At 53.4% G+C, this 12,791-nt stretch carries 16 protein-coding genes; 10 read left to right on the top strand and 6 right to left on the bottom strand.

Going from position 1 to position 12,791, the window contains the following annotated elements; genetic code table 11:
- Positions 1-12: 12 nt before the first annotated feature.
- A complete protein-coding gene (locus tag GC087_RS18080; RefSeq protein WP_033738603.1) occupies positions 13-1,443 on the top strand; it encodes a glycoside hydrolase family 1 protein in 1,431 nt (476 codons plus the stop codon).
- A 25-nt stretch (positions 1,444-1,468) separates the two neighbouring features.
- On the opposite strand, the gene GC087_RS18075 is transcribed toward GC087_RS18080, so the two are convergent.
- A complete protein-coding gene (locus GC087_RS18075) occupies positions 1,469-2,482 on the bottom strand; it encodes a LacI family DNA-binding transcriptional regulator (RefSeq protein WP_033738604.1) in 1,014 nt (337 codons plus the stop codon).
- Positions 2,483-2,572: 90 nt separating this feature from the next.
- Complete coding sequence (locus GC087_RS18070; protein WP_033738779.1) at positions 2,573-3,220, bottom strand: CPBP family intramembrane glutamic endopeptidase; 648 nt, start codon at positions 3,218-3,220, stop codon at positions 2,573-2,575.
- 481 nt (positions 3,221-3,701) lie between these two features.
- Between GC087_RS18070 and GC087_RS18065 the strand changes: the two genes are divergently transcribed.
- Positions 3,702-3,998 (top strand): I78 family peptidase inhibitor, encoded by a 297-nt coding sequence (locus tag GC087_RS18065; RefSeq protein ID WP_058701165.1) that lies wholly within the window; start codon positions 3,702-3,704, stop codon positions 3,996-3,998.
- A 208-nt stretch (positions 3,999-4,206) separates the two neighbouring features.
- The gene (locus tag GC087_RS18060) at positions 4,207-4,527 is read left to right on the top strand and encodes a hypothetical protein (RefSeq protein ID WP_006118139.1); all 321 of its coding nucleotides are present in this window, start codon (positions 4,207-4,209) and stop codon (positions 4,525-4,527) included.
- A 12-nt stretch (positions 4,528-4,539) separates the two neighbouring features.
- Here GC087_RS18060 and GC087_RS18055 read toward each other — a convergent pair whose 3' ends face one another.
- The gene (locus GC087_RS18055) at positions 4,540-4,791 is read right to left on the bottom strand and encodes a biofilm development regulator YmgB/AriR family protein (protein WP_006118140.1); all 252 of its coding nucleotides are present in this window, start codon (positions 4,789-4,791) and stop codon (positions 4,540-4,542) included.
- A gap of 700 nt (positions 4,792-5,491) precedes the next feature.
- Between GC087_RS18055 and iraP the strand changes: the two genes are divergently transcribed.
- From iraP to GC087_RS18040, 3 genes are all read left to right on the top strand, one after another.
- On the top strand, positions 5,492-5,746 hold the full coding sequence (gene iraP, locus GC087_RS18050) for an anti-adapter protein IraP (protein WP_054634421.1): 255 nt from the start codon (positions 5,492-5,494) through the stop codon (positions 5,744-5,746).
- Between the two features lie 115 nt (positions 5,747-5,861).
- The gene (locus tag GC087_RS18045) at positions 5,862-6,164 is read left to right on the top strand and encodes a PsiF family protein (RefSeq protein ID WP_006117589.1); all 303 of its coding nucleotides are present in this window, start codon (positions 5,862-5,864) and stop codon (positions 6,162-6,164) included.
- Between the two features lie 223 nt (positions 6,165-6,387).
- Positions 6,388-7,920 carry an FAD-dependent oxidoreductase gene (locus tag GC087_RS18040; RefSeq protein WP_324028953.1) on the top strand — a complete coding sequence of 511 codons (1,533 nt, stop codon included), beginning with the start codon at positions 6,388-6,390 and terminating at the stop codon, positions 7,918-7,920.
- 47 nt (positions 7,921-7,967) lie between these two features.
- On the opposite strand, the gene proC is transcribed toward GC087_RS18040, so the two are convergent.
- Complete coding sequence (gene proC, locus GC087_RS18035) at positions 7,968-8,780, bottom strand: pyrroline-5-carboxylate reductase (protein WP_033738612.1); 813 nt, start codon at positions 8,778-8,780, stop codon at positions 7,968-7,970.
- A 280-nt stretch (positions 8,781-9,060) separates the two neighbouring features.
- Here proC and GC087_RS18030 point away from each other — a divergent pair, with 280 nt between their 5' ends.
- On the top strand, positions 9,061-9,510 hold the full coding sequence (locus tag GC087_RS18030; protein ID WP_006117586.1) for a YaiI/YqxD family protein: 450 nt from the start codon (positions 9,061-9,063) through the stop codon (positions 9,508-9,510).
- Position 9,511: 1 nt separating this feature from the next.
- On the opposite strand, the gene GC087_RS18025 is transcribed toward GC087_RS18030, so the two are convergent.
- A complete protein-coding gene (locus GC087_RS18025; protein WP_006117585.1) occupies positions 9,512-10,219 on the bottom strand; it encodes a DUF2076 domain-containing protein in 708 nt (235 codons plus the stop codon).
- 282 nt (positions 10,220-10,501) lie between these two features.
- On the opposite strand from GC087_RS18025, the gene aroL reads away from it, so the two are divergent.
- The 3 genes from aroL (at position 10,502) to ppnP (ending at position 11,774) form a co-directional block, all read left to right on the top strand.
- On the top strand, positions 10,502-11,026 hold the full coding sequence (aroL, locus tag GC087_RS18020; protein ID WP_006117584.1) for a shikimate kinase AroL: 525 nt from the start codon (positions 10,502-10,504) through the stop codon (positions 11,024-11,026).
- Positions 11,027-11,137: 111 nt separating this feature from the next.
- Complete coding sequence (locus GC087_RS18015; protein WP_006117583.1) at positions 11,138-11,329, top strand: YaiA family protein; 192 nt, start codon at positions 11,138-11,140, stop codon at positions 11,327-11,329.
- A gap of 154 nt (positions 11,330-11,483) precedes the next feature.
- The gene (gene ppnP / locus GC087_RS18010; RefSeq protein ID WP_006117582.1) at positions 11,484-11,774 is read left to right on the top strand and encodes a pyrimidine/purine nucleoside phosphorylase; all 291 of its coding nucleotides are present in this window, start codon (positions 11,484-11,486) and stop codon (positions 11,772-11,774) included.
- Between the two features lie 33 nt (positions 11,775-11,807).
- On the opposite strand, the gene rdgC is transcribed toward ppnP, so the two are convergent.
- Positions 11,808-12,719: a recombination-associated protein RdgC gene (rdgC, locus tag GC087_RS18005; protein WP_058701163.1), complete on the bottom strand. Its 912-nt coding sequence runs from the start codon at positions 12,717-12,719 to the stop codon at positions 11,808-11,810.
- Between the last annotated feature and the right edge of the window lie 72 nt (positions 12,720-12,791).

Here is a 12,791-nt window from a genome sequence, read left to right as displayed (position 1 = left end):
ACAGGAGGTTATATGCAACATTCGACATTGCCCGCGTTTCCCAGGGACTTTCTCTGGGGCGCGTCCACCTCAGCTTATCAGGTTGAAGGGGCCTGGAATGAAGAGGGCAAAGGGCCTTCCGTCATTGACCAGGCAACCTTCCATCAGGACCTTACCGATTTTACCGTTTGCAGCGATCACTATCATCGTTTCAGAGAGGACATCGCGCTGCTGGCGGAGATGGGATTAAAAACCTACCGCTTTTCCATTGCCTGGAGCCGTCTTTATCCCGAGGGCGATGGTGCGTTGAACCCGGCGGGCGTGGCTTTTTATCAGCAGGTGATCGATGAACTCTGTCGGTACGGCATTACGCCGCTGGTCACCCTTTATCATTTTGATTTGCCCTGGGCGTTGCAGCAGGCGGGCGGCTGGTCTTCACGGCGTACAGTGGCGGCCTTTGAGCGTTTTGCCATCACCTGCTTTGAGCACTATGGTCGTCAGGTTAAGTACTGGCTGACCATCAACGAACAGAACATGATGATCCTCAAGGGCGATGTGATTGGTACGTTGCCACCCGGCACCGCCGATCCGCAGAAAACGCTGTATCAGCAGAATCATCATATGATGCTGGCACAGGCGAAAGCGATGATCGCCTGCCATGAACGGTTGCCGGATGCCAAAATTGGCCCGGCACCCAATATCTCCTGCGTCTATGCCGCCAGTGCGCGGCCGGAAGATGTGCTGGCAGCCGATAATTTCTCTGCAATTCGCAACTGGCTCTATCTGGATCTGGCGGTCCATGGTCGCTATAACGCCGTGGTCTGGGCTTTCCTGAAACAGCGCGGCTGGTTACCGACGATCGAAGACGATGACATGGCTATCATCGCCGCAGGCAAGCCGGATTTTATCGCCTTTAATTATTATGCGTCCGCGACGGTGGGAGCCGAAGGCGAGGGTGAGCAAAGCGAAAATAAACCTCGGCCCGATCAGCAAATGGCGGGCATTGATCGGTCGGTTTATGTGGGATGTGATAATCCGCATCTGCGGCAAAATCAGTTCGGCTGGTATATCGATCCGGTGGGTTTTCGCATTACGGCGCGCCAGATTTATGCCCGCTATGCTTTGCCGCTTATCGTGACCGAAAACGGGTTGGGTGCCTTTGATCGGCTGGAGGCCGATAATAAGGTACATGATGATTACCGTATTGCGTATCTGCGTGAACACATTGCGCAACTGCAGCTGGCACTTGCCGATGGTGTGAAACTGTTTGGCTATTGTCCCTGGTCGGCAATAGATCTGGTAAGTACGCATCAGGGCATCAACAAGCGTTACGGCTTTATTTACGTCAACCGCGATGAAAAAGATTTAAAGGATCTGGCACGTTACCGTAAGAAGAGTTTTTTCTGGTACCAGAAACTGATTCGCAGTAATGGGGCAACGCTGAACGATTCAGTCGACTACTGATGGTGCGCGGCAGGGATGCCGCGCCTTACTGTTTATAAGGCCCGTCAGTGACCGAGGCCCGTTCGATCAGGTGACCGCTAAACGGCGGCAAGGCCGTGACCGCTTCCCCTTCCAGCATCGCCACCAGCTGCGCCAGCGTGTGCTGAATCATCTCTGCGACCGGCACATGTACCGTGGTGAGCGGCGGCAGAAAAAATTCCGCCATACGAATATCATCAAAGCCCAGCAGGGAGACATCCTCCGGCAGCCTTTTGCCCGCAGCGTTTAGCGCCAGCGCGGCCCCAATAGCCATATCGTCATTACTGGCCATCAGTGCACTAAATGGCATGTCCGATTCAAGCAGCGTTTTTGCCGCCGCCATGCCGCTGGCGGGCGTCCATGCACCCTGCACGATCAGCGCACGGTCCGCTAAGCCATGCTCGTCAAGCGCCTGCTGATAACCGGCCAGGCGGGCCGCAGCGGTCGGCGAGCCTGCCAGACCCGTAATGAAAGCGATGTCGTAATGGCCGCGCGTAATCAAATAGCGGGTGGCCTGAAAGGTATTCTGCTGATGGGTGGCCCAGACGCAGTGTGCCGGATGACGCTGCAGCTGACGATTCACCACCATAACGGGAATGGCGTGCTGCTCAATAATGGCATCCAGCGCCGCGGTATCCAGAAAACGGGGATAGATAATGATGGCGTCACAGCGCAGGTCGAGCAGAAACTCAATGGCGGCACGTTCATCGTCAGCGCTGGTTTTACCATCCGCCAGAATAAGCTGCCGGCCATAGTTATTCGTCAACGTAGCAGCCTGAAACAGCAATTCGCTGAAGTAAGGCCCATTGAATAAAGAATGGGTAACGATAAGCCCGATATTCTGGGATTTCTGCGTCGCCAGGCTACGCGCCAGCAGGTTAGGGCGATAACCGGTTTCCGCCACAGCCTGAAAGACCTTCTGTTGCGTACTCTTACTGACGTAGCGATTTCCCGCCAGCACGCGCGAGACGGTGGCTTTAGAGACGCCGGCCTTGCGGGCCACATCCAGCATGGTAATCATGGGCTTTCTGACCATCCTTCCCTGTTAGTAAAAGATACACGCTGATTTTACGCAGGTTAGTGATGACCCGGTAACAAAAGGTCAGCGGGATCAGGCGAAATACCAGGCAGGCAGAATCGCAATCAGATTATTCAGCGTATGCAGAAAGACCGGCAGGGCCAGCGTATTGCTGCGCAGACGGGCGTAGCAAAGCAGCATAGAAAACAGCGTCAGCGCCACCACCGTTTCCCAGTGGACATATTGCGTATGCATGAGCGCGAACAGTAACGAGGTCAGTAATACACAGGCAAAACGGCTGTTAGGTGCCCACAACAGAAATCCCTGTAATAAAAAGCCGCGAAACAACACTTCCTCAAACACAGGAGCCAGTAAGACGGCGGTCAACAGCAGGATAAGCATCGAACTGGGCCCCTGCTGAGTTTGTGCGACCAGCCAGCCTTCCGGCTGCAAATACTGCGTTTGTGCCACCATTAAAATAAACAGCGCGCCAATAAACAGTAAAGTCTGACCGGAACGCAAAAAGCCCAGAGGAATATCGGTACGACGCTGGCAATAAAAGCGATACAGCGGATAGATAACGGCAAATTCAAACAGGCAAAGCACAGGCACCAGTAAACCGTCATTACGCAGAATACCGTAATTAGGAAACAGGGTAATCAACATGGTAACGAGGTAATAAACAACAAAGCTGCCGACATAAAACAGTGTCAACGTCACTCTGTCGGAATTGGTGTTCATAGGCGACCCAGCCAGCGAAGATAAGCGCATAGTAGCAATGCCTCAAATCGCTGTCGAGAGAGCCGATCACACAATGTTAGCTGTTTATTACCTTACGTAAATGAGTCTGGGTTAATCAATTAAAAATCAGTGCCTTGCCTACGATACACTCTGTCGCCTGTCAGGTCGCCCAGCCTGTCAGGCGTGAAACCGCACCCGCGAACGGGTCGCTTATCGCACCCGAACCGCAATCAGTGTCATCACGACGGCAAAGCAGATAAAAATAACAAGTTCCATAGTAGCCTCCTAAGATAATTCTTAGTAAGGTTAGCGCCTTGTATTTGAAATTCTGAACGGTAAGTGCCTTTACACTGGTTATCTGGCAATAAGGCAGCATTTAATGCTTAATAATGTGTGAATCGCTTGATTTTAACGATTCAACCCGGTGGTGGGGCTTGTTACGCTTCAGGTCAGGGTTTAACACGATAACAGGAGAACATACGTGAATCATTACGGAAAAGTGATGGTGGCAACCGGCTTCTTACTGCTGACGGCCTGTCAGTCCACCACGCAGCCTGATACGGCAGCCGTCCCGCCCGGCAAGGAAGCGGACAGCTGCGGTGCCTCTCATTACCAAAACTTTGTCGGCAAACCGCTGTCCGCCCTTGAGCAACAGCGTTTCAGTCAGAAGGTGCGCGCTATTCCGTGGAATTCTGCCGTCACGATGGATTTTAATTTCGCCCGCCTGAACTTTCTGGCAGACAAAAGCGGTACTATCACCCAGGTCTATTGTGGTTAAGCGTTAAATAAACCGCGCATTGTCATTGAGGTGTCATGGGAACAGGGGAAGATAAGGCCGGTATTCTGCTGTCTTCAGCCTGTGGTCGTCTGGTCGCACTGAGCCAGCAGGATCGGGATTTCCTCGTCACATCAATTTGCAATGCTCGTCTTGTTTATTCCCGCTCTGGCGGGAATTTTTTTCTGGCTCAGTCTGGAAGGAGCAACGCATGTACTCTCGTCCACGCCTCTCACTGTCATTACTGTTGCTGATCAGTCCGGTCGCACTGGCTTCCAGCCCGACGGCATGGCAGGAAAACCAGCAGGTCATGCGGCAGGCCTGTATTAATGCCAGTACGCTAAGTAAGGTAAAAATCGTGGGGCAGCCCATCGACTATGATGACAGCGTGGGTTACAGCGCCTTGTTACTTGAGGGGCATTACCCACAGAAGCAAATGAAAAACCGGCGTGGGCGTGAACTCTGCCTGTTTCAACGCAGCAGCGGCCGTGCCAGTGTAAGTGAAGCCCGTCAGCTCCGTTGGGTGAAATAGCATAAAGGCGGCCTACTCACGTGGCCGCGCTTCCATCAACTGGGCCAGTAAACCCCGGTAACGCTGTAGGCGCTGCTCATCCCCTTCAAACTCCAGTTTATTAATGACGCGTGCGATTATTGCCTTATTCGTTGTCGGCTGGCCTGCTTCCATCAGTTCACGCAGGATAACGGCCAGCAGATCGGACTCCGGCAGCACGTTCCAGTCCGGGCTGTTGAAGTAATCAGTGATAGCACGACTGGCACTATTAGATTGGACGCTCATTCCCCGTCTCCGCAAACAGACCCTTTGCCCGGTGCGCAACGGCGCAGCAGGCAGAAGCTACTGAATGATGGGCTCCCGGAAAGAACGGCAAGGGTTTTATCGGGAGCGTTTCGTTGGTCAGAACAGCCAACGTCCCGCCCGTACCTGGCGGTTTTTTAAACATAGGTGGGCCAGAGAGAATTGTCAGTAACAGCCTGAAATATTTTTCAGATGTGATGAGTGAAAATCGAATAGTGCCAATATGCAATAAGGCATTTTTTCAGATTATCTTGATGAAAGACAAGCTGTTGCACTGAATCAGGTGCGTTTTTGGCGCAGCCAAAGGGCTGAGTAGCCCGTCATTATCGGGCCGGGAGGCATCCTGTTGTCCAGGTGGAAGGTTAAGGAACAGGGGGACCGACTGCCCGCAATCGCGGGGAGATTTTTCTCACGTTAACGGGAATGAAAACGGCCGTTATCGCTTGTAAGAAAAGAATCTCTGCTAAAAAAAGCCAGCCGGGAATCTTTATTTTATTTCGACTGAGTGAGTCAGCGTGTTATTTCATTGCGATAACAACGTTTCGTTTTCCGGCAAAATAAATGCAATAAAACCGTAGCGACAAAATGGCCTGAGTCGGGCGCAAAGCGGGCTGAAAAATCACTTTGTTTTTTAATCTGACGAATGCTAATTTTTATTTGTCTTACACGAAGGGGCCCCGGCATGAAAAACCTGATTGCTGAGTTGCTAATCACCCTGGCAGAAAAAGAAGAGGCGTCAAAAGAGCAGGTTGCACAGATCGAAGCGCTGGAAATCGTGGTTACCGCGATGCTGCGTTTGCTTCCACCCGAGCAGCATCACGCTATCGTCAGCAGTATTGAAACCGCCATGATGAATGCCGGTGTAGATCATAATGATAAAAATACGGTCCTGCTAAAACGTTATGTCACGCGCTTACTTAATCGTCCGCGTATCTGAAAGTGCCACCGACAATTCAGATTTGCGATCTCTGCCTTATTCCCTGATAAACGTATTCCGTATAGCGTGTAACGTGCCAGAATTAATCTGTTTTCATCAAGAGGGAGTGAATACAATGAAACGCGGTTTAATGACGCTAGTGTTAGCAGGCTTACTGGTGGGCGGCAGCGCCAGTGCGGCTGAAAAAACGCCACAACAGCAAAAAATGGCCATGTGTAATGAACATGCCACGTCACAAGCGTTGAAAGGCGATGTGCGAAAGAAATTTATGAGCGATTGCCTGAAAAAGGACAGTAAGGTCGCCGACATGTCGCCGCAGCAGGTAAAAATGAAAACCTGTAATCTGCAGGCCGGTGATAAAAAGCTGACGGGGGAAGCACGCAAAACCTTCATGAGTCAGTGTCTGAAGAAAAGTTAACGTTCGGTCGGCCATTTCGGTGGCCGCTTTAGTTTTCTCCTGCCTGCGCTGTCACATCCTAACGTATTTTTAATTTCCGCTTAAACAAACAGTTAGCAAAAAATCCTGACGTTAAAACCGGAGTCTGGCCGATCCTTTGCCACACTTACTGTTTACAGGCATTTGCGCAGAAGCCCTGTTGATCTGCGTGTTCAGCCGTGACAGTCGGAGAAGGAGCTATGTCGTGAACTATCAATTTGTGGTCGCTCTGAAGGATTTACCGCACCGCCAGCCGGTTAAAAAAAAGCTCGGGGAAACAGAGCTGCTGTTAATTCGTGATGGCGACAACGTACACGCTTACCAGGCGAAGTGTCCCCATGCCGGCGCACCCCTTGAGCAGGGTGCCATTTGTGAAAACCGGCTGATCTGTCCCTGGCATAAAGCCACTTTTGAACTGGACAGTGGCAAAATGTGTGAGCCGCTCGCGCTGGCCGATCTCAAACAGTATCCCGTGCGCATTGAAAACGAGGCGGTTCTGGTGAATCCCAAAGCCATGTCGCCTGCGACTGCGATAGGCAGTGGAGCCGCTGCGCCGGTCTTTGTCGTGCTGGGTGGTGGCGCAGCCGGGAGTGCGGCGCTATGGCGGTTACGTCACGAGGGGTTTAAAGGGCGGCTGATCCTGATTGAGCAGGAGCCTGATGCACCCTATGATCGCACGGCGTTAACCAAATTTGTCCCCTCGGGCAAAATGGACATCGATGAGGTGCCCTCACTGCTGGGTGAGGACATCATGGCGCACGTTGAACGCCTGCAAAAGCGCGTGGAGCGGATTGATAACCATCAGCACCGGATAATATTTGCTGACGGTACGACGCTGCAATTCGATAAGCTCCTGATTGCCACAGGTGGCGCGCCCGTCAAACCTGCGCTGGCCGGGCGCGATCTTGCTGGCGTTCATATCCTGCGCAGTAAACAGCACACCGCAGACTTACTGCAGGCGGTCGATGACACTCAACAGATTGTCATTATCGGCAACAGCTTTATCGGCATGGAACTGGCCTCCTCACTGCGTAATCGCGACATTGATGTCACCGTCATTGCGCGTCATCCGCTGCCGTTTGCGAAACAGTTTGGCGAAGCCGTTGGTCGCTATTTTTATCAGCTCCATCAGGCGAACGGCGTAAAGTTTATCGAAGGCGAGATCGATGCCCTGCTGGGCGAAGACCATGTTAACGCGGTACGACTAAAAACGGGCAAGCATATTGCCGCCGATGTGGTGCTGTTTGCGACCGGCGTTAAACCCGCCACACACTTTATTCATGATTTGCCGCTGCTGGAGGATGGCAGTCTGCAAACGGACGAACAACTCCGGGTGGCCGAGAATGTCTGGGTGGCAGGCGATATCGCCACGTATCCTTCTCCCCAGGGGCCGTTGCGAATCGAGCACTTTCGTGTTGCCGAACAACAGGGACAGACAGCGGCCATCAATATGCTGGGCAATATCCGTCACTTTGATCGGGTGCCGTTTTTCTGGACCGCGCACTATGGTACGCGCTATGAATATCTTGGCCATGCGGCGGGCTGGGATGACTACCAGTCGGCGGGCTCGCTGGAAGAAAAGGAATTCATGGCGTTTTATGGCAAAGAAGGGCAACTGGCGGCGATTTTCTCCTGTGGCCTTTACACTCTGACCGCCGCGCTGGTTGACAACATGCAGCAACCCATGACGGTGAAGCAGGCGCTGGCGCTTTATCATGACTACCGTTCCGCCGGCTAGTGGGGAGGCGCCTGGCAACGCGCACTGCCGTTGCCAGACGCCGCGGGTTAACTGCGGCTCAGCTTCTCTGATTTCGCCATGCACTGCTGCATCGCCTCAATCACGGCGGAGCGAAAACCTTTTTCTTCCAGAACTTTGACCGCTTCTATCGTGGTGCCGCCCGGCGAGCAGACCATATCTTTTAACTCGCCCGGGTGTTTGCCGGTCTCCAGTACCATCTGTGCCGAACCTTTTACGGCCTGTGCCGCAAACTGGTAGGCCTGCGCCCGCGGCATGCCACCTGCCACCGCAGCATCGGCCATGGCTTCAATGAACATAAACACGTAAGCCGGTGCCGAACCACTCACGCCCACCACGGAATGAATCAGGTATTCATCCACTACCGCCGCCTGGCCAAAGCTTTTAAACATTGCAACGACCTCATCGAGTTCGCTCTGTTCAACCAGCGCATTGGGCGTGACCGAGGTCATCCCTTCTCCCACCAGAGACGGGGTATTCGGCATGGCCCGAATGATTTTTCGATCGTGTCCCAGTACGGAGGCCAGATTGTCCAGGGTAACGCCTGCTGCAATGGAGACAACCAGCGTCTCTTTTTTCATGCAGGTGGCGAGATCATTCAGAACTCTGAGGATGACATTCGGTTTTACCGCACCAAACAGGACATCAACATGCTGCGCCAGCGCTTCTGCGCTCTCAGCCGCATGGATACCGTATTGTTCGGCCATTTCCTGATTAGTGCTGGCTTTACGGTCATAAATCCAGATCGCTGACGGTGCAACTTGCCCGCTGTTTATCAGGCCGCCAATGATGGCTTTGGCCATGTTGCCTCCGCCAATAAATCCGATTTTCTTTTCCTGCATCACCGTCTCCTTCGCTGTTTACACATATCAACGATGTAGCTTACTGCAGACAGGATTAATAACAAGTTAGCCCTGTGCTGAACGGCCTGCTGTCCCCCCGCTGACCGGAGGCGTTTAACCGTGCCAGGGCATGGCGCGGTGCGCTGCGCATTAAGGCGCATGGGCGGTGCAGCCAGGTCGACTAAAGCAGGTTCTGCGTTAAAGAGGGCTGTGTTTTTCACTCAACCCGATCAGCAAAACAGGTTACCATCGTCACTCTTTTGCAGAACAAGGAATAACGATGGCTATCTGGGTTGATGCTGATGCCTGTCCTAACGTGATTAAGGACGTGCTGTACCGGGCAGCGGACAGAACGCAAACCGTGGTGACCTTTGTGGCTAACCAGTCCCTGCGGGTGCCACCTTCGCCCTGGCTGCGAACACTGCAGGTGCCTGCGGGATTTGATGTGGCGGACAATGAGATTGTTAAGCGCGTAAACGTCGGCGATCTGGTGATTACGGCCGATATTCCGTTGGCCGCGGAAGTGATTGAGAAGGGCGCGGCAGCCTTGAATCCACGCGGGGAACGCTATTCACCAGCAACCATTCGCGAACGACTGACCATGCGCGATTTTATGGACACCATGCGCGCCAGCGGTGTTCAGACAGGCGGCCCCGCCGCATTAAGCCCACGGGACCGCCAGCAGTTTGCCAATGAATTAGACAGCTGGCTCCGACAACGCCAGCGCTAAATCAGACGAAGTTGTCGTCGTCGTCGAAGTCATTGCCGCCAAAATCATTCAGGTCGCCGTTGTCGGCGTAGGAATCACTCCAGCCGTTACTTTGATCCAGGAACGACTGATTATCCGCCCCGTTCTGGTCAAGGAACGACTGATCGTTGCCACCGTTGAAGGTATTCAGACTGTCGTCCACCTGCGGCAACGGCTGCTCGTTGATGATGTTAACGATCTCCTGCGGCTGAGAATGATGGAACATGCTGGTCAGCATATCGGCCATGACCACACCACCTGCCACCCCAACGGCGGTTTGCAGGGCGCCGCCCAGGAAGCCGCTGCCACGTGGCGCCGGGGCGCTGGCATAAGGTTGCTGCGGTTGCGGTGCCTGTTGCGGCGCACTGTTCCACTGCGGCTGAGCTGGCTGCGGTTGGGCGCTGCCGCCGCCAAACAGGCTGGATAAAAATCCACCGCTGCTCTTCGGCTGCTGCTGCGCCTGTTGTTGCGCCAGCTGGTTTTCCAGTTCCTTAATACGTTCATTAAGTTTTTTAAGGGCCGCTTCCTGAATCAGAATGGCCTGCGCCATGTAGTAGGGCGCGCCTGGTTGTTCCTGCAGGTGTTGTTTGATGAGTTGTTCGGCAGCAGCATCGCGCGCCGCTGTCTGACTTTCCGCTTGTTTCAAACGGCTGAACAGATTTTCAATCAGTTGTTGTTCTTCGCGTTGCATGATTACTCTCCCGTTGCGACTGTAAACAGTATATGGGGGCGATGAGCAGCAATGTAAATTCGTGGCGGTAAGCAAATGTTGCAGAGACAAAAATACGGTGTTCATGCACAAAATGTGCATGGTTAATTCATTGTTTATAAAAAGCTTAATGCAATGGGTTGTCTGACTGTGCGTAAAATACGCTCAATGGGTAGAGGCCGCCATCATTTCCCGCTATGATGCGCGTATTATTTAAGCCAGACCTGCAGCTGTTATGGGCTGTACGGCGGAGGAAGTGCCCAGATGTCCTTGTCCATTTTTTTGATTGGTGCGCGCGGCTGCGGAAAAACCACCATCGGTGAAGCCCTGTCTCATGCGCTGGGTTATGCCTTCCGCGATACCGATCACCACCTGCAATTCACGACCCAGCGTACCGTGGCTGAAATTGTCGCGGCGGAAGGCTGGGAAAGCTTTCGTGCGCGGGAGACCGAGTCGCTGAAAGCCGTGACGGCGCCCTCAACCATCATCGCGACCGGTGGTGGCATGGTGCTGGCAGAGGTCAACCGCCGCTATATGCGCGAGCATGGTCAGGTTATCTGGTTAAGTGCGCCTTCTGAGGTGCTTGCCCGACGTCTGGAAAGCCAGCCTGAAGCTGCGCAGCGCCCGACGCTGACCGGACGGCCCATTGCAGAAGAGATGACAGAGGTCCTGCGCGCCCGTGCCCACCTTTATCGTATGGCCGCTCACCATGAAGTGGACGCGATGCAGCCGCCGGAACGCGTTGTTGAGCAAATTCTGCAGTCGTTATCGCTGGCACGCGCCAGCTAACCGTCAGATTTATCTCCTTCCCGCCGCGATTTACGCCTTTTTGACTATACTTATTCCATGACGGGCAACCGCCTGTCGTGTGGAATGTCATTCAGCCAAGAGGGACAAATGATGCCGTCAAGACCTCCTTACCCCAGAGAAGCGCGCGTTGTGACCGTGGAAAAAGGCCCCGAAGGTAAAAAAGTCACGTCCTGGCAACTGCGAGCCGATCATCCGAAGCCGGATTCACTCATCAGTGAGCACGATTCAGAGCAGGAAGCGCATGATGCGAAACAACGTTACGAAGATGTAGAAAAAGAGTAAGCCGTCGCGCTGGCAAGGATGCCGTCGATGCGCGCCCGTCTTATCCCCGCCCCTTGTCACCGCCAGCGATCACATTCGCTCATTATTTCGCGTGACAGATCAGCAAGTTCGCTTCTACACTGCCAGTCACCCTAATGTGCTGTGAGGAAGATTTATGCTCAACGTAAGTGAGTATTTTGACGGAAAAGTTAAATCCATCGGTTTTGACAGTGCGAGCACCGGTCGTGCCAGCGTTGGTGTGATGGCAGAAGGCGAATACACCTTTGGCACTGCCCAGCCGGAAGAGATGACCGTGGTCAGTGGATCAATGAAAGTGTTGCTGCCGGGGGAAACAGAGTGGAAATGGTTCGAGGCGGGATCGGTATTTAACGTGCCGGGTCACAGCGAGTTTCATCTGCAGGTAGGCGAGCCCAGCTCTTATCTTTGCCGCTATCTGAAAGACTGAAAAAAACGGCCGCATCTTTTGCGGCCGCCTGTTTTACCGCTGAGCCTCACCACCCAACGCTTCAATCAGATTACTGGTCAGGGCGGCCAGTTCGCTGGTCATCAGGATAAAGTCGGCATCGAAGCGCTGAGCAAAATCCTCCCGATCGATATCGTCGTTCTGATCACGCAGCGTATCGCTGAATTTCAGGCGCTTCACGGAACCATCATCCGACAGGACGAACTGAATCCGTTCCTGCCAGTCGAGCGCCAGTTTTGTCACCAGCTTGCCAGCCTCGATATGGTTGGCGATTTCGTCGCATACCAGATCCTGTTTTTTACAGCGAATCACGCCGCCGTCTTCCAGAATCGCTTTCAGCTCGGCTTCATCCATCAGGGCAAAGCCTGCGGGCAGATCGCCGGAACGTACCCACTCGGTCAGCGTCAGTTCAATCGGGCTTTCCAGCGTCAGAGGTACGACCGGCAGTGAACCCAGGCTTTTACGCAGCAGGGCCAGCGTATCTTCGGCTTTTTTCGCGCTGGCGCAGTCCATCATGATCAGATTATTAACGGTATCGATCCACATAAACGTCTGGCTGAAACGGCTGAAGGCACGCGGCAACAGGCTGTGCAGCACTTCATCCTTAAGCGAATCTTTCTCGGTTTTTTTCAGCTTACGGCTCTGTTCTGCCTCAAGCTTGTCAATTTTGGCTTCCAGCGCCTGCTTCACCACCGGTGAAGGCAAAATTTTCTCTTCTTTGCGCGCGCAGATGACAATCTGACCGTTATTCACATGGGTCAGCGCATCGCTGCGGTTTCCCATCGGTGACACCCAACCGGTCTTGCTCATGTCCTGGCTGCCACAAGGCGAGAAGGTGAATGCCTCAAGCTGTTTTTCCATGTCGTCTGCGGACAACGGAATGTCACGATTCAGACGATAAACCATCATATTTTTAAACCACAACATCAGGATTCCTTACCGTGGCGCGATCGGGCGCACAAATCTCACTAAGTGTGCGCATGATAGCGAAACATCGAT

Origin of the sequence: Pantoea sp. JZ2, assembly GCF_035191405.1 — a bacterium.
GTDB lineage: Bacteria > Pseudomonadota > Gammaproteobacteria > Enterobacterales > Enterobacteriaceae > Pantoea > Pantoea stewartii.
The sequence above is the reverse complement of the archived record's forward strand: the minus strand, read 5'-3'. Positions and strand labels throughout refer to the sequence as shown.